Genomic DNA, 23,821 nt, shown 5'->3' with positions numbered 1-23,821 from the left:
ATCAGCTGCAGAAATTATAGAGGAGGAGTCTGCCCATGCCGGGTAAAAGCCTAGAGAACATGCACGTAGCGGTCTTGGCGGGCGGTCATTCCGCCGAGCGCGAGATCTCGCTCGATTCGGGAAAGAACGTTGTGGTGGCACTGAAGGAAGCCGGCTACACCTCGGTGGAGCTGCTTGACACGGCCGCTGATGACTTTATGGTAACCATGGCGACCGGCGGATTCGATGTGGCATTTATTGCCATGCACGGCGCCGGCGGTGAGGATGGCGCCATGCAGGGTGCCATGGAGACCCTGGGTATCCCCTACACGGCCTCGGGCGTACTTGCCAGCGCCTGCGGTGCCGACAAGGAGGTCTCTAAGCTCCTATACGCCAAGGCGGGCATTTCCATTGCCCCCGGCCTTGCGCTCGAGGTGGGCGATGAAGTCGATATCGATCATATCGTCGAGGTTTGTGGCGAGCGCTGCTTTGTGAAGCCGGCCGTCAACGGTTCCAGCTATGGCATTTCCCTGGTCCATGAGCCCTCCGAGCTGCCCGCGGCAATCGCCAAGGCGTTTGAGTACGGCGACAAAGTGCTGGTCGAGAAGTATGTCGAGGGTACCGAGATCACCGTCGGCGTATACGGCGAAGATGACGTACGCGCCCTGCCGATTGTCGAGATTCGTAAGCCCGAGGACTGCGAGTTCTACGATCTGGACGTGAAGTATGTCGACCCTACGGATATCCATCGCATTCCGGCGCAGATTTCACCCGAGAATTACGCTCGCGCTCAGGAACTTGCCTGTGCCGCTCACAAGGCCCTCGGTTGCCTGGGTATCTCGCGCAGCGACTTTATTGTGAGCGAGGACGGCCCCGTTATCCTCGAGACCAATACCATTCCCGGCATGACCGATACGTCGCTGTATCCGGATGAGATCCGCCACACCGACGACATGACGTTCCCGCAGGTCTGTGACAGCCTGATCCGTATGGGCCTTCGTCGAGCGGGCATTGCATGCTAATCGAGGACGCGGTTTCGTCAGGAACGCCGCAGTTTGTCATCGACTCCTATGCCACGCTTGCTGACCGCGCCAAAACGCAGTCCTTCGGCCTTATCGAGGAAGATGTGATTGTCCTCGATACCGAGACCACGGGTCTTTCGGTGCAGGACAACGAGCTGATCGAGATCTCGGCGGCCCGTCTTTCGGGCCGCGAGGTCATCGACCGCTTCGATACCTTCGTGCATCCCAAACAGCTGATTCCCGCCGAGATTACCGAGCTCACGAGCATTACAAATGCCGATGTGGCAGATGCCCCGTCGGCGGTTGAGGCCGTCGCCGCTCTCGCCGATTTTGTCGGTGGCTGCCCGGTGATCGCACACAACGCCACGTTCGACCGCTCGTTTATCGAGTCGGTCAAAGGCGGCGTCAACGTGAGCGATATTTGGATCGATTCGCTGGCGCTGTCGCGCATCGCGCTTCCGCGCCTGGCCTCGCACAAGCTGTCTTTTATGGCCGATCTGTTTGGCTGCGACTCGGTATCACACCGTGCCAATGCCGACGTCGACGCCCTGTGTGGCGTATGGCGCGTGTTGCTCGTGGCGCTCACCGACTTGCCCCAGGGCCTCATGGCGCGCCTAGCCGACATGCATCCGGACGTGCCTTGGTCCTATCGTCCTATCTTCTCATTCTTGGCAGGGCAGAACCCTGGTTCCATCTTCTCTCTCAGCGCCGCTCGTGCTGACGTTCTCAAGGCCGATCGCGCCGACGATCGGGTGGACGCCGATGAGCTGCCGGTTCTCAAGATGCCGAGTCGTGAGGAGATCGAGGCAGACTATGCACCAGGTGGCCTGGTCAATCGCATGTATCCCACCTACGAGCCGCGTGATGAGCAGATCGCGATGGCGCTCGAGGTCCGCGATGCGCTGGTCACGGGCACTCATCGAGTAATTGAGGCAGGCACAGGCGTCGGCAAATCGATGGCCTATCTGGTGCCTTTTGCCGAGGCAGCACGCCGTAACAACATCACGGTTGGTATTGCGACCAAATCGAACAATCTTGCCGACCAGCTCATGTACCATGAGCTGCCAAAACTTGCGGAGCAACTGGACGGTGGTCTGTCATTTTGCGCTCTCAAGGGGTATGACCACTATCCGTGCCTGCGCAAGCTCGAGCGCATGAGCCGCGGCCAGGTCGAGATTACCACCAAGCGCGATCCGGCGGACACGCTCACGGCGGTCGCGGTCATTATGGCGTACGTCTGCCAATCAGCCGATGGCGACCTTGACTCGCTCGGCATTCGGTGGCGCAGCGTCAACCGTCCCGACTTTACGACGGCCTCGCGTGAGTGTGCTCGTCGCCTCTGCCCGTTTTTTCCTGATAAATGTTTGGTCCACGGCGCTCGCCGTCGTGCGGCGCATGCCGATGTGGTGGTCACCAACCATTCCCTGCTGTTCCGCAACGTCACGGCCGAGGGCAGGATTTTGCCGCCGATTCGTCATTGGGTAATCGACGAGGCCCATTCCATCGAGCGCGAGGCGCGCCGTCAGTGGGCGCGTGTGGTTTCGGCGGACGAATCACGCGTTCTGTTTGAGCGTCTGGGTGGCTCGAGCACCGGCGCGCTAAGCCAGGTTTCCCGTGATTTGGCAACCTCCGAGGGCTCTACGCTCTATCTGGGCCTTACTGCCAAGGCGACGTCGACGGTTGCGCGCGCGAGCATGGCGATCGCCGGCGTGTTCGATGGCGTTCGCGAGCTCGGTCGCCGTGCCCGTGGGGGCTATGACAATGCCAATCTATGGATTGGCCCCGAGCTGCGCGAATCTGACGACTGGCATGATTTCTTACAGTCGGCCTACACTGGCATCGACGCATTGGAACAAGCTGACAAGAGCGTCGACGCGCTGGTGCAAGCCGTCGCCGCCGACAAGCCAGAGGTTGTTGTCGACCTGGGTGATATCTCGCGCCGCCTGCACGAGCTGGCCGAGAACCTAAAACTCATCATTGATGGTACCGATGAACACTACGTGTATTCGCTGCAGGTCAATCGCAGGCTGCGTGCCGGCGGAGAGTCAATGACCGCAGGGCGCATCGACATTGGCGAGGCCTTGGCAACCGAGTGGCTGCCCGAGGTTCACACGGCTATCTTTGCCTCGGCGACCATGACGGTGTCCAAAAGCTTTGAGCACTTTAACCATGCGGTCGGCCTTGATCGCATCGGTGCTTCAACGTCGTCATCGCTGCACTTGGATTCGAGCTACGACTTCGATTCGAACATGGCTGTAGTCGTTGCGGGCGATATCCCCGATCCGCGCGATCGTGAGAGCTATCTTACGGCGCTCGAGCGCGTACTGGTCGACGCCCATCTTGCCATGGGCGGATCGGTGCTCACGTTGTTCACCAATCGGCGTGACATGGAGGACCTATACGCCCGCGTTGAGCCCAAGATGGCCCGTGCGGGTCTGGAGCTCAACTGCCAGCAGCGCAACTCATCTCCTCGTCGCCTGCGCGACCGGTTTATCAACGAACCGACCTCGTCGCTTTTTGCGCTCAAGGCCTTCTGGGAGGGGTTTGATGCCAGCGGCGAGACGCTGCGCTGCGTCATCATTCCCAAGTTGCCGTTCTCGAGCCCCACGGACCCGCTCTCGTGCGAGCGCAACCTGCGCGAAGACCGCGCATGGGCGCGCTATTCGCTGCCCGAGGCGGTGCTCGAGGTTAAGCAGGCCGCGGGGCGTTTGATTCGCTCGTCGACCGATAGCGGTGTGCTGATCTTGGCGGATCCTCGCCTGGTGACGAAGGGCTATGGCAAGAAGTTCTTAACGTCGCTGCCCACGAGCTCCTACCAGCGCATCGAATCGGCGCAGATCGGGCACTATCTACAGCTGTGGCGTGCACGCCACGAGCGGCGGCGCTAAAGCGGACAGACGAGGGTTTTTGCCATATCGCACAGACGCTTTGACAGGGCGGGATCATCCAAGATGCGGATGGCTCCGCCCGCTGCGATTATCTGGCTCAGCAGCCAACGCTCGGAGCCATAATGTACGGTTACCGTTGCCATGTCTGTCCCGCTGCGCTCGATTAGGGTGATGCCGGCCCAGTCCAGATGCTCCGCCATATCGAATGGCATCAAGAGCTTTGCGCTACGCTGCGTCCGGGCAAGGGAATCGTGGAGGGATGCAACGTCCGGTGCGTGAGGCACGACGGAGTCTTCCGTCAAGGCGAGTCCCTCGATTTTATCCATGCGATAGGTGCGCTGCTCATCGACCGCGATGTCCCAGGCAATCAGATATGTTTGGTCGCCGTTTGCTGTAATGCGCAAGGGGTCGACCAGACGCTCGCGTGGCCGCGCATCGTCCATCGAGCGATACGAGATACGACAGCGAACGCCGTCCTGAATGGCGCAGCTCAGCTGCTGCCAGTGCGACCCGTGGTTGACGGTGTCAAAGACGTGCTGGTTATAGCCGAGCTCTTCGGGTAGAAGAGCATGTCGAATTCGAGCCGCCGCCTGGGGCTCGATCCCCAACGATTCAAGTTCGTGGTTGAGCACAGCGCCCTCGGCGGCACTCAGGCGCAGCGGTAGTACACGCCCGGCGTCACCGGTGAGGACCACGCGCTCGCCGTGGCATTCGCAGATGATACGCGCACCCGATTCTCGGTCCGCGAGCGTCGAGACGATTTCGAGAATCTCGTCGAGCGACGCCCCCGTGATGTCAAAGCGACTGCAAATCTCGGTTCGTGTCATGCCGCTCTCGCCGGCGGCGTAGACGGCCTCCATGATGTCGATGGCGCGCGAGAGTCTCTGCTCGCTGGTGAGTTTACGCACGGGCATGCTCGTGCACCGTCCTTTCAATGAGGTGGTTCCACGCCTGCTTGAGCGATTTGGGGGCCATGGGCCTCATGCCGTCCATGGCGTGGGCCATGCAAAATGAGGCGGCGGCTTCAAGATCGCGCACGTCAACGGTCCAAGTCCATCCCGAATCGGTGTGTGCGAGCTCACCTCGCCCGCGCGTGAGGCCGTTGATCATATCGATCTGCGTCTGCGGGGCGAACGAGAACGTAGCCGCAACGGGCGGGCGGTCGGCAAAATCGAATTCAAAGAACAGGTAGTCGTTGAGATTGAAGTCTGCAGGGATGGCGTAGGCCTTCGAAGGACGCCAAGCGCGAACGATACGGTCGCAGCGGAATGTCCTGATGTCGTCGGTGGCATTGTCGAGGCCGCAGAAGTACGCAACGCCCTCGCGCTCGAACATGCCGTAGACGCAGACGGTACGCTCTTTCTGCTCACCGCGTCCGTTCTGATATAAAAATCGCAGCGCGCATCGCTCGGCAAAGGCGCTCCATACCGCATCGACGGTGGGAGAGCGGCGGATCGGTGCTTCGTCCGCCGTCGTCCTGCCGGTGAGGTAGGCAATCTTGGAACGAATATCGGCAAGCGGCGCGGCAAAAGTGGATGAGCCGGCCGCTATTGTCTGGTCGATAGCGTTGAGCAGGATATCGGCGTCGTCTGCGGTGATGAGGCCGCCTGCCGCAAACGTGTGCTCGCGGTCGATTGTCCATGAGCTTTCCTCGGTCTCCTGCGCGCCGGCGGGGCGAACCTCCTTGATTAAGATGCCGCGTTCGAGCAGTTTGTCACGATCGCGCCGAAACTTGCGCTTATCCGAGTCGATATTGCCCGAGCCATATCCCAGGTCAGAATCCAAGACGATCTGCTCGGTCGTCAGCGGTTCGGGGGAGCTGTTGAGCACAAAGAAAAGATTGAGGATGCGCTGAGCCGTTTTATCGAAACTGGGCTCCGAATTCCCCTTTTTAATTGTCGCGGTCGCGTCGCTTGCCGTCATAGAGTCCTCGCATGAGAAGGTGGTTTGCTGCCATGATTTTAGTCCGATATGGAGATTAGGCTATATCCTTGTCCGCTCGGGGCGTTAAGATGGCCCGAATTCGGTCGTTTGCGCTCGCTCGGGGTATACTTTCGACTATATACGGTTCTAATGTGCATGCATTGGGCCTATTTGTCGGATTATGGATGTGGAGCGCACATGGCGAACACCCAGAACTATATTAACCACCTGCTGCAGAACACCGGCATCACGCCGGCATGCAGCGAAGAAGAGCGCTTGGCTGCCGAGGATATCGCTCAGATCTTCCGCAACCACGGCTTTGATCCCGAGGTTCAGGAGTTCAATGCCCCGGCGCCCAGCAGGTTGGCATTTGCCGTTACCGGTATTCTTGCGTTTGCCGGCGCCCTGCTGATGGGCATCGGCGGCGGCATCGGCTTGGTCGGCACCTTGCTGGCCATTGTCGGCGCCGTTCTTTACGTGCTCGAGCGCACGGGCCACCCCGTGGTTTCACGCCTGGGCAAGACGGGCGTGAGCCAAAATGTCATCGCCTACCACAAGGCCTCGGGCCCGCTCGCGTCTCCGCGCAACCGCCCGGTGGTCGTTGTCGCACACTACGACTCTCCCCGTGCCGAGCTGCTCGCCCGCGAGCCCTATGCTTCGTATCGTGCGCTCATCGCCAAGCTGTTGCCCGTTGCCACGGTTGCCCCTGCTGCCGTTGCCATCTTGCGTATCCTGCCGCTCCCCGGCGCGCTCAAGGTTCTGCTGTGGATTGTCGCGATCCTCGCTTCCCTCGTTGCGCTCGCCAACGCGGCAAACATCATTTCTAACCGCTACATTCTTCCCTATACGTCCGGCGCGGTGTGCAACAAGTCTTCTGTCGCCGCTATGCTCGGCGTTATGGACAACGTTGCTCCCTTCCAGGGCGAAAACGAGTTTCCCGACGATGTTCCGTTCGATACCTATTTTGGGGAGCAGAAGCGTCGTGCCGAGGAGATGGCGCGCGCAGCAGCGGAGTATGCCGCGGCCCAACAGCAAAACGACTACGGCAACACCATCGAGTATGAAGAGCCTACCTACGCCGAGGATGAGTTCGGTCAGCCGATTGCTCCCGACGCTCAGGCCGAGCCCGAACAGGGTGAGGATTTCGACGAGCAGATCGAGGGCTTTGAGGGTGCGTCTGCCGACGAGACGCTGATTGGCGCCATTGTGCCCGAGGATCAGAATCAGGCTGTCCAGGCCGAAGAGTTCAATGACGAGGTTTCCGCTGCCGAGCCGGCGGAGGAGCCTGTCGCGGCCGAGCCCGAGCCCAAGCTCTATCGCAATGCCGCCGGCAACATCCGCTTTGGTTCGGATGCCATCCGTGCGCTCGGGATGCTTCCCGAGTCCTGCACGCTCGATTACGAGGAGGGCGAGGAGCCGACGTTTGAGCCCGAGCCTGCCCCCGTCGTGACTGCACCTGCGCCCGCCGTCACCGTGGATGATGAGTCTGCCGCGGTTACCGCTGCCGTTGCCGAGCCCGAGGCGGTGTCCGCGATCGATCCCGCGGCAGGACTGGACATTTTGGCCCCCGCCGCGCCGGCGCAAGACGTTGCGGACGAGCCTGACGATGATTACGCTGAACAGCCGAGGCGCGTGTCTTACGAGAGCGATACTGATTTCTCGGCCGAGATTCCCGCGGCAACGCCCCATGCCGATATTGCATCCGCGTTCTCTTCGATTGGCGCCAGCGCTTCCAACTTCTTTAAGGGTGCGCTTGCAAAGGGCAAGAAATTTGTCGACGATTTCGAGGAGAAGCGCGCTGCCGCACGCGAGGCTGCCGAGCAGGAGGCTATCGCTCAGCAGCAGGCAGCCGAGGCGGCACGTGAGCGCGCGGCGCAAGAGCTCGAGCAGAACGAGGCTATGCAGTCCGTGCCCGTCAACGCTGCCGAAGCTACAACGTCCTTTGAGTCCCAGCAACCGGCGTCCACGGATGTTGTTGAGGCGACGACGTCTTTCGAGGCTCAGCAGCACGTCGATAGCACCATGTCGTTTGATGCCGCGCAGTTCGATTCCACGATAACGTTTGAAAAGCAAGGAACCGCGATTGCCGAGCCCCTTCCTGTTTCCGATGAGCAGGGCGACGCGGCAGACGATGACGAGCCCATTGATGCTGCCGAAATTCAGGATGCTGCCGAGGACGAGTCCGTCGAGGCCAACTCTGACGAAGAGCAATACGCGGCAGCCGATCAAGGTGATTCGGCCGAGGTCGAGCAGGAGGAGGTGCCTGCGGTTTCCGAGACTCCCGAGACGGATGAGTCGAGGCCTTACTCCACGCAGATTTTCACCATGCCGACCCCGAGTGGTTCCGGTGCCACGGTTGCCAATGTCGCTCCCACCCAGGACGAAACGGTCGATTCCCTTATGGCCCAGATTTCCTCCCAAGCATCGCCGCGTCCGCAGATGAATGTTCCCGATCCGGCGTCGGCACCGTCGCCTGCACCCTCCTCGTCTCCGCTGGCTTCGGTCCCCGATCCGTCGCTGCCGTCGATGAAGCAGACAAACGTTGCGTCTCGCACGTCGCTGTTCGACCTTCCCGATCCCTCCGCACAGGTCAACGACCCCTTTGCTACCGCCCAGGGTCCCGAACCCACATCGGCACCCGTTGCGCCTCCTATGCCCGTTGCGTCGGGCGCACAGCCGATCGAGACCATTTCGGCTCCCGCCCCTGCGGCACCCAAGTCTCGCAAGCGCGGCCTGGGCGGCCTGTTCGGTCGTAAAAAGAAAAACGAACAGGACAGCATGAGTGACTGGCTGGGCGTCGAAGACGATTACGATGCCAAGAAGTCCGGTCGCGGCATCGGTTCGTGGGATAATTTCGAGGACGATAACGATGGCTGGAAGGGCGGCGCTACGTCTTCCGACGGCGCTTCTTCCGAAGATATGCTCTCGGCTGTCGCCTCTATGGGCGACGATGAGCTGCTCGGTCACGATATCTGGTTTGTGGCAACGGGCGCCTCGGATTGTGATGGCGCCGGTATGAAGGCCTTCTTGGCTTCGCATCGCGATAAGCTCCGCGGCGTATTCTTTATCAATCTTGAATCCGTCGGCGCCGGTAGGCTTTCGGTGGTGACGGTTGAGGGCGAACAACAGCTGCTCAAGGGCGATCGCCGCATCATGAACCTGGTCAGCAAGGTGTGCAAGTCGTTCCATGTCGATTGTGGCGCGCTCGAGATGCCCTATGCCAAGACTGATGCCTATGCCGCGCTCGAGGCGAGCCGCCGAGCCCTCACCATCGCCGGCGTGGACGGCACGCGTCTGGCTTGCGCTCGTACTGAGGACGACCTGCCTCACAATGTCAACCCGACGAACATTGCCACGGTATCCGAGGTCGTGACCGAGGTTATCCGCCGTTCGTAGACGGAGCTCTAAGGAGTCAACGTGTTTTCGTATATTAAGCGCCATTGGCCTGTCTACGTGATTTTGACCTTGATTGCCATTGCGTTAGGATTTGGGGCTGCCTACATCGTGGGTGCGAAGGGCTCGACCCCTGCCTCCGCAATCAGCGAAGAGGTGGAGCAAGAACAGAGTACGGGTGCCGATGGGATTCCTGAGTCCGAGCAGACAATCGTTGATGGTGGATCTTCGTCTGCAGAGTAGATACGGCGATTTACATGATTGAAAGCGGGCGAGCCAGGGGACTGGCTCGCCCGCTTTTTCATCGCGCTAGCGCTTCTTTGGGATCGACCTAAGGCGAGCGAACCATAGGGCTGCGGCACCCGAGGTCAGGAGCGCGGTGATGCAAGCGGCGATGGGAACTGATCCTGTTGCCGGTAGGTCCTGCGGTAGGGTACAGCGTTGAATGACACGGTCCTCGTCATGTGACTCAAGTTTATCGCCGCCACCGTTGCGGCAAAGATCGACGCGTGCGCTGTTGGTGAGTGCGGTTTGGGGCGTATAAGCCGACGTTGCCTGCATGTGTACGACTGCGCCCCGAGCGTCTGTGCCAAGGATTGCTTTGGCATCGTCAAGGTCGTCGTGCTCATCCTTGAGATCATCGCGGGTCCAAGAATCCGCATCGCTTCGAGTCGTAAAGTCGGCGGCTACCGCACCGTATTCAATTCGAATGCCCGTTACGACGGTATTGGACGCAAGGTCGAGTTCTTTCGCCTCGAGTGTGGTGGATTCCGTGGTCGAGACATCCGCCTTCCAGAGGTGCCAGCCGTCGTAATCGACGAGGCGGCAATCCTCACCCAGACTCTCCCTTACTTCATCGGACTCAAGCCAAGGATTTTCGTGCCCATCGTCAAGTGTCGCGTTTGCCGGCTCATCGACGTCTGTCGAGTCCAACGGCGTCGTGCGATACCACACGTTGCACAGACCATTGAGGTCGCCGATGGCGACGGGGGTTTCGATTGAGACGAATCTCGCCGTGCCGTCTTTGGCGCACTCAAGATCATCGGTAATCGTAAACTCATCAACCCAAGTAGCGGAATCGTTTCGAGCATCGATGGTATAGGAGAAAAGCCCATCCGTATTGGTTTGCATCGCGGCGCGGTTTTTTCCATCGCCGTTAGCCAACAGACCCTTCCCGATAGGTTGGACAAGTTCCTGACGCTTGTCGACCTGTCCTTTGATCTCGATGGGCGCATCCTTCATCGCGACGGATTGGACTTCTCCCGTATCCTTTATTTCAAACGTTATCTCCTCGGCAAGGTCATAGGTCCGCGGAGACATCGTTTCGCGCAACGAGTAGGTGCCGGGTGCAAGATGTTCGATACGGTGCGGCTTGTCGGATGAGGTCCAGGAGTCTATTTCGGTTTTATCGGGACCATATAAGGTGAGCTGTGCGCCTTTCACTTCCTGCTCTCCGCTTGCATCGACCTTGGAGATATCAACCTTGGTGTAATCGTCGGATACGTTAAGCCGCGCTTCCACAACGGGTGTTTTCTGGTCGGCATAGGTAAGGTCGACGATATGGTGCGTCCGGTCGAGTAAGAAGCCGGTCGGCGCTTGAGTCTCGACGACCTCGTAGCGTGCGGTGCCAGATCCCAACGGGAGGTCGTCCGCGCGTGCTTCTCCAGTTTCATCTGTCGTGACGGTAGCGACAGTCTCACCGTCGAGCGCGGCAATGCTACCGTCGGGGCGCACGATATCACCTGAGGCACGGATCTCAAAGATGGCGCCCGCGAGGCTGCTGCCGTCTACGGCATCGGTTTTAACGATCCTGATGTTTCCGGTCGCGGCGTGGTCATAATACGAGACGATTGCAACGGGCGTTAGGTTTATATCGGCGGGTATGTTTACCTCGATCTCTCCGCCGACAAGATAGGGCTCTTTGGCCGAGGTTTCGCGTACATAATAGGTGCCCGGCACGAGCGATTCGGGCAGTGTGACGGTGCCGGTCGCGTCAGTCGTAAAGGTGTCCATTACGTTATGTGCTGGATACCAGCATGTTTGTGAGACAGGTTTGTGATTGCTGTCGAGGAGTTGGAAGGTGAATCCGGCTAGGGGAACAGAAGCGCCTGTTTGGGCATCGCGTTTTACAATCTGGAGATGCGTCGACAGAGCGTGGTTGTCCACGATATATTGAAGCTCGGCGCCGTCGGAAATCTGATTAGCCTCGACGGTCCATTCCCCCGCACGTTTAAAACCCTCGGGGACGGTTTCCGGAACCTCACGAACCGTGTAGCCGGCGCGGTCGTATGGGACGGCTCCGTGGACACCGGCTGGTCGCTTGCCTGTGCCAAACCATGCTTCGGGCTGGTCTTTGGTGGAGGCAAAGCCATAGATGTTTGTAGTCAGTGTGCCAACAACCTGCTGAGAGCTGTTACTGACAACCTCAAAGACAACATCTCCTGCCGGCTGCTCCAGGCCGGATTGATCGCTATTGCCGTAGTCCTTGAATTTTGAAATCTCAAGGTCAAACGCAATGGGAATATCGGAAACGCGAGATTCGATCTCGACCACGCCTGAATCGCCGAGTTGGTCGGCTCCAACGGTGTAAGACCAACTGTCACCGGAGGGCAAATAGCCCTCGGGCGCCTTCGATTCATAGATGGTAAAGGTTCCCAGGGGGACATCGGTGAGGGTAGCTCGACCGCTTTCATCGGTCCTGAGAGTTTGTGTCCATCCAGGGGTTGATTGCGATACGCACACGAATTCTGCTCCTGCGAGCGAAGCCCCAACTTGGGGGCCTGCATTCGTTGCGGCGTCGAGCTTTACAATGCGCAAGGTAATGGTGCCGGGTTGTTCATCAATGGTGACGTATCCGCCGTTATCCGTCGTGGTAAAGGCAATGCGATCGTGCCGGGGGATATAACCAGCTGGCGCTGTTGTCTCAACTAGGTAGTATGCCGTGTTGGGTTGGAGTGTTGCCTGCGCTCGACCGTTGCTGTCCATCTGGACGGTGCCGACACGCGCGCCGCTGGCGCTCTCAAAAACATCGAATGTTGCCCCATCAAACTGATAAGTATTGTTTCCGCTGGTAATGGCAGCGTTTGCAGACTGCTTTTGGAAGGAAACAGAGACCGCCGGTAGTACATAGAGCATGTCTTGACGTTTGCTGCCGCCCGATACGGTTCCTAGATAGCGCCGCGCGCGGTGCGGAGCGGCTTTGATGCTTCCTGATTTTGCGCTGTCGTGGAGCCATCGCGCAGCCGCCACGACTTCATTGTCGGCGGTAAAGTGCCCACTCTTGGTTTTGCCCTGAGCGGTCGTGTAGGAGTAGGTGCCGTCGACATGGGTAGTGCCGTTGAGCATCCATACGGCAAGCTGGGTGGCGGCGCGGGCGCGATCGGGTGAAAGATGGTAACCGCCAAACGACGTGGCGGTAGGATATCCGTGACAAACGATTGCCGCGAACTCGTCGTCGAGCCACACCCAGCCTTGATCAAAGTTGAGCCATGGACCGCCCGGCTTGGTGGGCCCGGGGCGTTCCTGGTTCATGCAGTAGGCGATCGAGGCGTCTTGAGCTTCATACTTGCCGATGAAGAAGGGCCCACAATCATCGCTAATAGTGCGGAAGCCGAGCTGGTCGTAGCCATCGACGGCAAATGCGGCTCCCGGTGCCAGACAGCCGAAAAGCAGGAAGAGGAGCAGGAGCAGCGGACCTGTTGCGATTGCGCTGTGGACAGAGTGCGTGGGTGCGTTGGACATGGCTGCTCCTTATCCCTCGTGCGCCGCATGGGGAGGTTGCGACGCGTAGGATGAGGCTACCCCCGAGGTTCATGCGGGTAAGTACCGGAGCCTGACCAAAAGCTTGCCCAATTCCTGACAAATTGAGCTCAAATACAACAATCAGGCAAAAGCGCAGGTAGAAGATAAGGAGAACAGGAGGCCAAAGGTCCTCGTCTCCACAATTGATGCGATTTTCAAACGAATCTCCACAGCTAAAACAAGCATCGCCACCCTTGTATCGAACAAGACAACCGCGTTATACTAGCCAACACACAAGCGGGCATCGCCAAGTGGTAAGGCATCAGCTTCCCAAGCTGACACTCGCGGGTTCGAGTCCCGTTGCCCGCTCCAGAAAAAGTAAAAGCACGACACCGTTCCGGTGCCGTGCTTTTTTCAATAAAGCGCCGGGACTCGAACCCGCCAGGGTGCGAGCGTAAAACAAACGCGAAGCGTTTGGAGCGAGCAGGCGAAGGCGCCGGCAGGCGCCTGAAGCCGGTGCGGATTTGCGAAGCAAATACGCGGACGTCCCGTTGCCCGCTCCATCGAGCATGGGAGACAGCCGGGAGTGTCAGATTCAACCCATATTGCCCGCGCATAGGCGTAGGTCCGGGACATGCCGACCGCAGCCGGTGCGTACTTGCAAAGCAAATACGCAGACGTCCCGTTGCTTGCTCCAATTCCAAAATGTTAGGTTAATGCCTGCTGCCCATACTTGCACCTGCGCACGGTACAATGGTTGAGTTACGACCAACGTGCCAATAACCAAAAAGGAGCCGCTATGATCGATCGCTATACCCGCCCGGAGATGGGACACATCTTCTCCCTCGAGAACAAGTACGCCATTTGGCAGGAGATTGAGGTCCTGGCCTGCGAGGCTCAGGCGGAGCTCGGCAAGATCGGCATTTCCAAAGAAGAGGCCCAGTGGATTCGCGACCACGCCAACTTTGAGAAGGCGAAGGTTGACGAGATCGAGGAGGTCACGCGCCACGATGTCATCGCCTTCCTGACCAACATGAAGGAGTACATCGACGCCGATGTTCCCGAGGGCGACCCCAAGCCCAGCCGCTGGGTTCACTACGGCATGACCAGCTCCGACCTGGGCGATACGGCTCTGTGCTACCAGCTCACCCAGGCCTGTGACCTGATTATCGAGGACGTTAAGAAGCTTGGCGAGATCTGCAAACGCCGTGCCTTCGAGGAGCGCAATACGCTCTGCGCCGGCCGCACCCATGGCATCCATGCCGAGCCGATGACCTTCGGTATGAAGTTTGGCTCCTGGGCATGGGAGCTCAAGCGCGATCTCGATCGTCTTGAGGATGCTCGCAGGAACGTTGCCTTCGGTGCCATCTCCGGTGCCGTCGGCACCTACAGCTCCATCGAGCCGTTCGTCGAGGAGTACGTCTGCGAGCACCTGGGCCTGGTCCACGATCCGCTGTCCACGCAGGTCATCAGTCGCGATCACCACGCCTACCTTGCCGGCGTGCTTGCCACTACGGCGGCCACCTGCGAGCGCATCGCGACCGAGGTCCGCAACCTGCAGAAGACCGATACGCTCGAGGCCGAGGAGCCCTTCCGCAAGGGCCAAAAGGGCAGCTCCGCCATGCCGCACAAGCGCAATCCCATCACCATGGAGAAGGTCTGCGGCCTGTCGCGCGTCGTGAAGTCCAACGCTCAGGTCGCCTTTGACAACGTTGCCCTGTGGCACGAGCGCGACATTTCGCATTCTTCCGCCGAGCGCGTCGCCCAGGCCGATAGCTTCATCGCGCTCGACCACATGTTCCAGTGCCTCATCCGCGTTATCGACGGCCTGCAGCTGTATCCCGCTCGCATGATGGCCAATCTCAACAAGACCCGCGGCCTCATCTTCTCCTCCAAGGTGCTGCTTGCCCTCGTCGACACGGGCATCACCCGCGAGGACGCCTACGCTATCGTGCAGGAAAACGCCATGGCCACCTGGCACGAGGTGCAGGATTGTGTCTCTGGCCCCACCTTTAAGGAGCGTCTCGAGGCCGATCCGCGCTGCACCGTCAGCCAGGAGAAGCTCGATGAGATCTTTGATCCGTGGGACTTCCTCACCCGTATCGACACGGTCTTCGATCGCCTGGAGCAGCTGAGCTTCGAGTAGGTTCGGGCATAACGTTAGCTTTTTAGGGCGCTTTGCTGGTAATGTGTGTTGCCGGCAAAGCGCCTCGTTGCATTTAGGGAAAGACGGGGATAATAGTCGTCTCGAATAACATTCTGAGAGGGGATCGCATGATTTCGTTTGATTACAAGCCTCAGGGCGTGTGTGCTCGCAATATTCACCTTGACCTTTCCGATGACGGCAACAAGGTGATGGGCGTTGAGTTTACCGGCGGCTGCGACGGCAATCTCAAGGCTATCTCCAAGCTGGTCGAGGGCGCTCCTGCCGATCGCGTAATCGAGGTTCTCGCCGGTAATACCTGCGGTATGAAAAAGACCTCCTGCGCCGACCAGCTTACACGCGCTATCGAGGCCGCTCGCGCCGAGATCGCCTAATGGGTATCGCCGATCACATCAAGAACGGAATATCGCGTCGCGGCTTTGTGCTCGGTGGGGTTGCTGCGGGCGCTGCCACGGTGCTTGCCGGATGCTCGAAAAAAACGGGTACCAGCGATGATGCCGCCGGCGAGCCGCAGGTTATCAAGGACGATTCCAAAATCATCTCGATTACGGATGAGTACGAGGCAGTCGACATCGATCTTGAGCCGGCGGCGTCGTGGACGCTGCCTCTGGGTACGCTGCTGTACTACTGCGACGGCGATTACGCCGCGGCGATGATGGCGCCCGCATCGGCACTGCACGCCAACACGCTCGGTGTGCTCAACCTGGGCGATGGCTCGCTTACCACATTAATCGAGGATCCTATCGAGGGCACGGGATATGCATTCTACGATGTCCGTGCCGGCGACGGCGTATTCGCGTGGGTTGAGATGAACTTTGCCAATTCATCGTGGAAGCTCTACGCTCAAAATCTGTCGGGCGCTTCGCTCTCTGGCGACGTGGTTGAGCTCGATCGAGGTGGCAAGGACTATGATCCGCCCCTGTTTACGGCGTTCGGGTCATCGGTCATCTGGTATAAAATGCCTTCGGCAGGCGGCAATAAAACGAGTAGTGATTCGTTTTGCTATCGTCGCTCGCTTGATGAATCCAAGGCCGAGGTAATTTGGAAATCGACGGGCCGCTTTGCATCGGCCCCGCGCGCGAGCGACGGCATTTTGACCATCTCGCCGCGTGTCCGCAACGACGAGGGCGTCTACTACGGCATAACGGCAATCGATCTGACCGACGGCAACAACACCAAGCGTGCCCAGTTGGTCCTCCCTTCGTCAGTTTCGCCTTTCGAGGCCGCATATATGGGCGATACCTTCGTGTTTTCTATCGAGGCGGCCTATAGTGGCGTGGGCAGCCTGGGCAATATGGGCACGTATATCGGTAATGAGGGAGGGCCGTACCTCTTCCTGTCACGCGAGCCGCTCGCATGTGCGGCTGGCAAGAAGAATAAATACCTTGTTAAGGTACAGGCGTCGCATTTCCTGATCGACACCTCTGCCAAGACCTATGGCTCGCTGCTGTCGCCCGACCGCGCTTTGGAGTATGGCGATTATCCAGCTACGGCGGGAAAATCGGACTCATTCCTTACGTACGCCACGGTGCGCAACAGCCAGGGTATACCAGAGACGGTCACTGCACGCCTATTCTCTCTTTAAGCTTAGAGGGGTTAAAAAGGCGCCAACAGGGGAATAAACGCGTTGTAATTGTGAGTACCGCCCGCCGAGCTGCCGCGTCATAGCGGCATCCGGCGGGCTCAGGTGCGTTAAAATGGGCTTGTTCTTAGCTAATTGAGACAGGGGGGCCGTGTTATGGCTTCAGATGCAAAAAAGATTCTGCTGGTCGAGGATGAGAAGGCAATCCGTGACGCCGTCGCTGCCTATCTCGAGCGCGAAGGCTACTGGGTTGTGGGCGTCGGCGACGGCCAGTCCGCGATCGAGGAGTTCGAGAAGCATCAGTTCGACCTGGTCGTGCTCGACCTTATGCTCCCCAAGATTCCCGGCGAGCGCGTTTGCCGCACCATTCGCGATACCTCGGATGTCCCCATCATCATGCTGACGGCTAAGGGCGAGATCGAGGACCGTATTATCGGTCTTGAGCTCGGCGCCGACGACTATCTGATTAAGCCGTTCTCGCCGCGCGAGCTCGTCGCCCGCGTTCGCGCTCTGTTCCGCCGTGCCCATCAGGCCGACGAGCCCGCCGTCGAGGTACTCGACTTCGGCGATCTGGTCATCGATATCTCGGGCCACAAGATCTTGGTCGAGGGCAAGGAAGTCGATCTGACGGCTTCCGAGTTTAAGCTGCTCACCACGCTTGCCCGCCATCCCGGCCGTGTGTATAACCGCATGGAGCTGGTCGAGAAAGTGCTCGGGTATGACTTTGAGGGCTATGAGCGCACCATCGATAGCCACGTGAAGAATCTTCGCGCCAAGCTGGGCGATGATCCCAAGAAGCCCAAGTGGCTCTACACCGTCCATGGTGTCGGCTATCGCTTCGAGGCTCCGGCCAAGACCGATAAGTCGGACGAGAAATAGGGAAATCACATATGACACCTGCGCGCTTTGAAATCGGACAAAAGCACAAGCAGGAGAGCGAGGCGGGTTCCAAGGCTAGTTGGAACACGCCTCGTTCCGATTCACGGCCAACGATGAGCTATCCCTCGCGCATGGCACTTGCTTTTGCTCTGACATCGCTCATGACAGTATTGGTGCTGGTGGGCGTTGTCTCTGTTGTGTGGGGCACGGTCTTTTCGGATTACACACGCTCCAATATCGTCGAAATCGCAAATTCCGCTGCCGAGAAGTTGGCGACCTCATATGAGGAAAATGGCTCTTGGACCGCGGGAGAACTGCGCACGGTCGCAACGTCGAGTTTGGTTTCCGACGATCTGGGCATGCAGGTCGTCAATAAAAAGGGCGTGATCGTTTATGACGATTCCTGGCCCTCGGCAAGCGCCACCGCCGATGTACGCGAAAACCAGGCTACGACCGACGACACGAGCGGCAAGAGGGCATCGCATAGCCCGGTCTCGTCTGCTCCAACCGACTCCGATAGCGTTGCTAACGTCGAGATTGTAACGTCTTCCGGCGAGCATGTCGGACAGGTAAAGCTGTGGGCCATCGGCTCCGACGCTCTGCTCACCAAGGCGGACTCTGCGTTTAGGGAGAAGACCTTTAACGCCATGGCCCTCGCCGCGGTTGTTGCAATCTGCATTTCGGTCGTTATCGGATCGCTCGTGTCGCGCATGCTCACCAAGCCGATTCATCGCATCACCAGTACCGCAAAGCAAATCCGTGACGGCGACCTGTCGGCTCGCACGGGACTGCGCGGTGATGACGAGATCGATCAGCTGGGTGAGACCTTCGATGAGATGGCCACTTCGCTCGAGAAGGATATGAAACACGAGAAGCGCCTGACCTCAGACGTTGCACACGAGCTTCGCACGCCGCTTATGGCCATGCTCGCAACGGTCGAGGCCATGCAGGATGGCGTGTATCCCACCGACGATGAGCATTTGGAAACCGTTGCTTCCGAGACGCGTCGCTTGGCTCGTCTGGTGCAGCAGATGCTCGACCTGTCGCGCATGGAAAACAGCGCGGCTCCGCTCAACCTTGAGCCGGTGGACATGGTTCCTTTCGTGCGTTCCATCGTCAATGCCCAGGAGCGCCTGTTTGTCGACCGCGATCTGCGCCTGCGTTTTGCGGACGAGACCCAGGGTCACGACGATGTCGTCGAGGCCGATCCCGACATGATCACGCAATGTGTTATCAACCTCATGAGCAACGCCATGCGCTACACCCCCGAGGGCGGTTGGGTCGTGGTGTCGGTGCTCAGTGACCGCAAGCACGTCAGCATTGCCGTTTCTGATACCGGTATCGGTATTGCCAAGGACGATCTGTCGCGTATCTTCGGACGATTTTGGCGCGCCGATGCCAGCCGCGCCCGCGAAGCCGGCGGCCTGGGCGTTGGCCTCGCCGTGACCAAGCAGATCGTCGAGCGTCACCATGGCTACATATCCGTGGAGTCGGAGCTTGGAAAGGGTACGACTTTTACAATTCATCTGCCCCGCGAGCACACGGCAGACGCGGCATCTACTACAATGGAGCACTAGCTTTTCGCTATTCGGTGAAGGAGGGGCCGCGTCCCTGCCGCTCCGAGTTTGCGAAAACATGCGGGAAAGAACCCGCATTTCTGTCGTATTTAGGTAAGGAGTGACTCACGTGACAACGATGGAGCGTCGTCCGGATTCCCGTGGCAAGGTTCGTGATATTTACGATGCCGGTGAAAACCTGCTGATGGTCGCCACCGACCGCATTTCTGCGTTTGACTTCATTCTTCCCGACGAGATTCCGTTTAAGGGAGAGGTACTCAATCGCATCTCGGCATTCTGGTTCGATAAGTTTGCCGACATCGTCCCCAACCATCTCGTTTCCATCGACCCGGCGGATTTCCCCGAGGAGTTTGCTGAGTATCGTGACTACCTCGCTGGCCGCGCCATGCTGGTTAAGAAGGCCCAGACGATTCCTATCGAGTGCATCGTCCGCGGCTATCTGACCGGTTCGGGCAAGAAGACCTACGACGAGAACGGCACCGTCTGCGGCATCCAGCTGCCTGAGGGCCTGACCGAGGCTTCCAAGCTTCCTGAGCCGCTGTTCACGCCGTCCACGAAGGCCGAGATCGGTGACCACGACGAGAACATCTCGTTCGAGCGTTGCTGCGAGATCGTGGGCGAGGACATCGCCACGCAGATTCGTGACCTTTCCCTCAAGATCTACAAGGCCGCTGCCGAGTACGCCGCGACCCGTGGCATCATCATTGCCGACACCAAGTTCGAGTTTGGTGTTATTGATGGCAAGGTCACGCTGATCGACGAGTGCCTCACGCCCGACTCCAGCCGTTTCTGGCCTGCTGCCAGCTACGAGGAGGGCAAGATCCAGCCTAGCTACGACAAGCAATTCGTCCGCAATTGGCTCAAGGCCAACTGGGATATGACGGGGGAGACCCCGCACCTGCCCGCCGAGGTCATCGATGGCACGTCCGAGCGCTATCGCGAGGCCTTCCAGATCATCACCGGCTCCCAGTTCACAAGCATGAAGGAGAACGCATAAGTGAGTACCCGTAGCGCCACGAACAAGCGCACGCAATCCCACGAAGTTACCGGGGTTGCGCGCAAGTCTGCCGCATCTGCTAAGCCCGCCCGCCAAGCAGCGAGCTCCGTTCGCATCGTGCCGGCTTCGTCTAAGGCACGCCGCAAAGAGCTCGAGAAGGGCGAGAACCTCGAGGGCCTCTCTAAAGAGGAGAAGCGCGCCCGCAAGGCCAAGCAGCGCGCCAAGGAGGACCGCATCTATACGGTGTCGAATATCCTCCTCAAGCAGGACGAGGACTACACCAAGCGCCGTCGCATCTGGTGGATTGTGCTCGCCATTGGCATGGTGCTCGTCGTGGCAATTTGGGCCTCGCTGTACTTCGCTCCCGCTGGCATGGTGTCCAGCCCTGTCCAGATGGTCGGCATCGTTTTGTCCTATGTCATCATCCTAGGTGACTTTATCTACGACTTCGCTCGTATTCGTCCCTTGCGCAACGTGTACCGCGCGCAGGCCGAGGGCATGTCCGAGAACAAGCTCAACGCTCTTATTGAGCGCGCGGCTGCCGAGGAGGACCAGAAGGACTCCAAGAAGAAGTAGCGTTTGCATACATACTTATCGCTAAGATATAAGGCGCGTCGTTTTTGCGGCGCGCCTTTTTACTGTTCTATAGATAGATGGAGTGGCACATGATTCGAGCTGCCCTGACGGTCGAAGAGGCTCTGGAGGGCATGAAGGCCCTGGAGCCCAAGATTAAAAACTACGCGCGCCTGGTCGTCCGCAAGGGCGTAAACGTCAAGCCCGGCCAGGAGGTCGTCGTTCAGTCTCCGGTCGAGTGCGCGCCGTTTGCGCGCGTGGTGGTCGCGGAGGCCTATGCTGCCGCCGCCGGCCACGTGACGGTCATTTGGGCCGATGATGCCGTGACGAGGCTCACGTACGAGCATGTCGAGAAAAGCTATTTTGAGCAGACACCCGAGTGGAAGCGCATGCAGCTGGATTCCTTGGCCCAGGATGGTGCCTGCTTTGTCTTTATCGAAGGTGCGGATCCTGCGGCCCTCAAGGGCATCGATCCAGCCAAGCCGGCCGCGGCATCAAAGGCGAGGAATACGCAGTGCAAAGTTTTCCGCCGTGGACTGGATTACAACATCAATCCGTGGTGCATCGCCGGCGCTCCGGTCGTGGCTTGGGCGCACGAGGTGTTCCCAGGAGACGCCGATGAGGTTGCAATCTATAAACTGTGGAATGCGATTCTGCACACCGCGCGCGCCGATGGCCAGGACCCGGAGAGCGACTGGGAACTCCATGACGCCGCATTCGAAAAGAACCTGCGTTTCCTGAACGACAATCGTTTCGACTACTTGCATTACACCGCGGCAAATGGAACCGATCTGACGATTGGCATGACGAAGGGTCACGAGTGGGCCGGCGGCAAGGGCAAGACGCCCGATGGACACCCCTTCTTCCCCAACATTCCCACCGAGGAAGTCTTCACCTCGCCCGATCGCATGCGCGCCGACGGTATCGTGTACTCGGCCATGCCGCTCATCCACCACGGCAATAAAGTCGAAGATTTTTGGATTAAGTTCGAGGGCGGCCGCGTGGTGGACTACGACGCCCGCGTGGGCAAGGCAACGCTTGCGAGCATTATTGACACCGATGAAGGTGCCGCTCATCTGGGCGAGGTCGCGCTCATTTCCAAGAACACTCCGATCCGCGAAAGCGGCGTTCTGTTCTATGACACGCTCTATGACGAGAACGCTAGCTGCCATCTCGCGCTAGGTGTCGGTTTCCCCGAATGCATCGAGGGTGGGTATGACATGTCCAAGGAGGAGCTCCTGGAGCATGGCGTTAACGTCTCGAGCACGCACGTCGATTTTATGATCGGCACGGACGACATCGATATTACGGGCATTACGCCTGATGGACGTGAAGTTGTGATTTTCCAGAACGGCCAATGGAGTTGGGAATAGTCCCAGACCGTGGTACAATGCCACCCGCGGGCCGTTAGCTCAGCTGGCAGAGCAGGGGACTTTTAATCCCAAGGTCCAGGGTTCGAACCCCTGACGGCCCACCCAAAGATTGTTGAGACGGTCAACTTCGGTTGGCCGTCTTTTTTGTTGCCGGTGCACGGGTTCGAACCCGTCGGGGCGCGGAGCTAAGTAAACGCGTGAGCGTTTGCCAGCGCAGCGCGCAAGGCGCGAAAGCGCCGCAGCGGCCGCCTGCGAAGCAGGCTGAACCCCCGACGGCCCACCCAAAGAAAGGAAAACGAAATGAAAACAGACAGATACGGAATTAGCGGCAGCACATTAAAGATAATAGCGGCCATTTCGATGGTTCTCGATCATGTAAGCAGGATCGTCCTGACCAATGGAATCATGACTCACGCATCGTACAATCAGATATCAGACGAGCAGTGGGCGATTCTAAGCGAGGCTTCGGATGTGCTTCATGTTCTTGGCAGAATTGCATTTCCCTTATTTTGCTTTTTGATAGTTGAGGGATTTTTGCATACTCATGACATAAAGAAGTACCTGCGAAATATGCTTGTCTTCGCAATCATTGCGGAGCCCATATACGATTTCGTTCAAACCGGGCAACTATTCGACCTTCGGCAACAAAATGTTATGTGTGAGCTCCTGCTTTCCTTGGTCTTTTTGATTATTCTGGAAAAGATACAAAGTCTTTCAAAATGGAAGAGGCACATCGCAGAATTTGCTCTGATTGTTTTGATAGCACTGGCAGCTGAATACACTAAACTAGATGGCGGCGTGTATGGCATTCTGCTTGTGGCTGCATTCTATTTATTCCACGACAGCAAGGCCAAGATGTTCTTTGCTGCAGTATGCGTAGTGCTCCTTTCGTCATGCCATATAGTTGGCGGCGGATTTGAGTTTGCTACAGCTAATGTATTTAATCCTGATGTTGCTGCCGCGGTCGTTTCGTTGCTGCTTATCAATCTTTATAATGGCAAGCGAGGGCTGAAGCTGAAATACTTCTTCTACGTTTTCTATCCGGCACATCTTGCTCTGCTTTATGGTGTCTCACTTATTGTTTTGAACTGTCTTTAATAACTCTCAAACAAGTCTCTGAAAGCAGAAACAAACTGACCCTAAGACTGCTTGTGAATTTCCGGAAGACCTGAGAGATGCGAGGATAGACAACGAGGGCTGCAGAAAGATGCTTCTCAGTTCTCTGGCGGATCGCACGTATCTGTATGAGGATCACTTCCGCACACTCATTAATAGCAGTGATAAACACGGCAGATCCTCAAAACATGGGACTGCGGAGGTCGAACGATGCTTCGACAGCATGAATGGCAGCGAGAAAGTGAGTTCGGAAACATCCTTTGGATGCTCCACCATAGAACAGAAAGCGATCGACTCCGGTTGATCGCTTTTTTGTTGCCGGTGCATGGGTTCGAACCCGAACTTCTCTATATATAAGAACGCTTGGCGAACAAAACCTGCCTTTTACCGACGGGAAACAAATAGCTGATGCTTTTGGAGTAAAGTGGCGCTCCAGAGATGACCGATGCCTTAACACCTATAAACCAGCTGGTCATCGCCAATATCAGAAGCCAATGCTTCAGTTATAACCTCAGGGACGCGACTGAGGGACATATTCGTTTGTGAACAAAATATGGAGTGCCAGATTCCCGCCCCCGGCGCCCCTCCGGTCTGGCAATATATCTCCTTGCCGC

The 23,821-nt window shown here is 58.3% G+C and carries 16 protein-coding genes and 2 tRNA genes; 15 read left to right on the top strand and 3 right to left on the bottom strand.

Going from position 1 to position 23,821, the window contains the following annotated elements; translation table 11 throughout:
- Positions 1 to 35: 35 nt before the first annotated feature.
- Together GPK42_RS04470 and GPK42_RS04465 are read left to right on the top strand one after the other, a co-directional pair.
- The gene (locus GPK42_RS04470; protein ID WP_215693817.1) at positions 36 to 1,001 is read left to right on the top strand and encodes a D-alanine--D-alanine ligase family protein; all 966 of its coding nucleotides are present in this window, start codon (positions 36 to 38) and stop codon (positions 999 to 1,001) included.
- Complete coding sequence (locus GPK42_RS04465; protein WP_215693815.1) at positions 995 to 3,889, top strand: helicase C-terminal domain-containing protein; 2,895 nt, start codon at positions 995 to 997, stop codon at positions 3,887 to 3,889. Before GPK42_RS04470 ends, GPK42_RS04465 begins: the two co-directional genes overlap by 7 nt.
- On the opposite strand, the gene GPK42_RS04460 is transcribed toward GPK42_RS04465, so the two are convergent.
- Together GPK42_RS04460 and GPK42_RS04455 are read right to left on the bottom strand one after the other, a co-directional pair.
- The gene (locus GPK42_RS04460) at positions 3,886 to 4,803 is read right to left on the bottom strand and encodes a helix-turn-helix transcriptional regulator (RefSeq protein ID WP_215693813.1); all 918 of its coding nucleotides are present in this window, start codon (positions 4,801 to 4,803) and stop codon (positions 3,886 to 3,888) included. The two genes, GPK42_RS04465 and GPK42_RS04460, sit on opposite strands and share 4 nt — an antisense overlap.
- The gene (locus tag GPK42_RS04455) at positions 4,790 to 5,812 is read right to left on the bottom strand and encodes a helix-turn-helix transcriptional regulator (protein WP_117647825.1); all 1,023 of its coding nucleotides are present in this window, start codon (positions 5,810 to 5,812) and stop codon (positions 4,790 to 4,792) included. The genes GPK42_RS04460 and GPK42_RS04455 overlap by 14 nt, the downstream gene beginning before the upstream one ends.
- Positions 5,813 to 6,010: 198 nt before the next feature.
- Here GPK42_RS04455 and GPK42_RS04450 point away from each other — a divergent pair, with 198 nt between their 5' ends.
- Together GPK42_RS04450 and GPK42_RS04445 are read left to right on the top strand one after the other, a co-directional pair.
- Positions 6,011 to 9,208, top strand: coding sequence for a hypothetical protein (locus GPK42_RS04450; protein WP_215693811.1), 3,198 nt, complete (start codon positions 6,011 to 6,013; stop codon positions 9,206 to 9,208).
- Positions 9,209 to 9,229: 21 nt separating this feature from the next.
- The gene (locus tag GPK42_RS04445; protein WP_215693809.1) at positions 9,230 to 9,448 is read left to right on the top strand and encodes a hypothetical protein; all 219 of its coding nucleotides are present in this window, start codon (positions 9,230 to 9,232) and stop codon (positions 9,446 to 9,448) included.
- Positions 9,449 to 9,514: 66 nt separating this feature from the next.
- Here GPK42_RS04445 and GPK42_RS04440 read toward each other — a convergent pair whose 3' ends face one another.
- Positions 9,515 to 12,946: a SpaA isopeptide-forming pilin-related protein gene (locus GPK42_RS04440; protein WP_215693807.1), complete on the bottom strand. Its 3,432-nt coding sequence runs from the start codon at positions 12,944 to 12,946 to the stop codon at positions 9,515 to 9,517.
- 297 nt (positions 12,947 to 13,243) lie between these two features.
- Between GPK42_RS04440 and GPK42_RS04435 the strand changes: the two genes are divergently transcribed.
- The 11 genes from GPK42_RS04435 to GPK42_RS04385 all read left to right on the top strand — a co-directional run bounded on the left by GPK42_RS04435 (position 13,244) and on the right by GPK42_RS04385 (position 23,189).
- Positions 13,244 to 13,318: transfer RNA gene (locus tag GPK42_RS04435), tRNA-Gly, on the top strand.
- Between the two features lie 427 nt (positions 13,319 to 13,745).
- Positions 13,746 to 15,092 (top strand): adenylosuccinate lyase, encoded by a 1,347-nt coding sequence (gene purB / locus GPK42_RS04430; RefSeq protein ID WP_215693805.1) that lies wholly within the window; start codon positions 13,746 to 13,748, stop codon positions 15,090 to 15,092.
- 128 nt (positions 15,093 to 15,220) lie between these two features.
- On the top strand, positions 15,221 to 15,484 hold the full coding sequence (locus GPK42_RS04425; RefSeq protein ID WP_117848466.1) for a TIGR03905 family TSCPD domain-containing protein: 264 nt from the start codon (positions 15,221 to 15,223) through the stop codon (positions 15,482 to 15,484).
- Positions 15,484 to 16,695 (top strand): twin-arginine translocation signal domain-containing protein, encoded by a 1,212-nt coding sequence (locus GPK42_RS04420; RefSeq protein ID WP_215693803.1) that lies wholly within the window; start codon positions 15,484 to 15,486, stop codon positions 16,693 to 16,695. Before GPK42_RS04425 ends, GPK42_RS04420 begins: the two co-directional genes overlap by 1 nt.
- Before the next feature lie 153 nt (positions 16,696 to 16,848).
- Positions 16,849 to 17,571: a response regulator transcription factor gene (locus GPK42_RS04415; RefSeq protein WP_006236208.1), complete on the top strand. Its 723-nt coding sequence runs from the start codon at positions 16,849 to 16,851 to the stop codon at positions 17,569 to 17,571.
- Between the two features lie 11 nt (positions 17,572 to 17,582).
- Positions 17,583 to 19,148, top strand: coding sequence for a sensor histidine kinase (locus tag GPK42_RS04410; RefSeq protein ID WP_215693801.1), 1,566 nt, complete (start codon positions 17,583 to 17,585; stop codon positions 19,146 to 19,148).
- A 118-nt stretch (positions 19,149 to 19,266) separates the two neighbouring features.
- A complete protein-coding gene (locus tag GPK42_RS04405) occupies positions 19,267 to 20,145 on the top strand; it encodes a phosphoribosylaminoimidazolesuccinocarboxamide synthase (protein WP_035136481.1) in 879 nt (292 codons plus the stop codon).
- Positions 20,146 to 20,721, top strand: a complete 576-nt coding sequence (locus GPK42_RS04400) for an ABC transporter permease (RefSeq protein ID WP_215693799.1) — start codon at positions 20,146 to 20,148, stop codon at positions 20,719 to 20,721.
- A gap of 89 nt (positions 20,722 to 20,810) precedes the next feature.
- Positions 20,811 to 22,091, top strand: a complete 1,281-nt coding sequence (locus GPK42_RS04395) for an aminopeptidase (protein WP_035136479.1) — start codon at positions 20,811 to 20,813, stop codon at positions 22,089 to 22,091.
- A 28-nt stretch (positions 22,092 to 22,119) separates the two neighbouring features.
- Positions 22,120 to 22,192, top strand: a tRNA-Lys gene (locus GPK42_RS04390).
- A 199-nt stretch (positions 22,193 to 22,391) separates the two neighbouring features.
- A complete protein-coding gene (locus tag GPK42_RS04385; RefSeq protein ID WP_195361593.1) occupies positions 22,392 to 23,189 on the top strand; it encodes a TraX family protein in 798 nt (265 codons plus the stop codon).
- Positions 23,190 to 23,821 lie beyond the last annotated feature (632 nt).

Source organism: Collinsella aerofaciens (assembly GCF_018785265.1).
Taxonomy (GTDB): Bacteria; Actinomycetota; Coriobacteriia; order Coriobacteriales; family Coriobacteriaceae; genus Collinsella; species Collinsella aerofaciens_AI.
The sequence above is the reverse complement of the archived record's forward strand: the minus strand, read 5'-3'. Positions and strand labels throughout refer to the sequence as shown.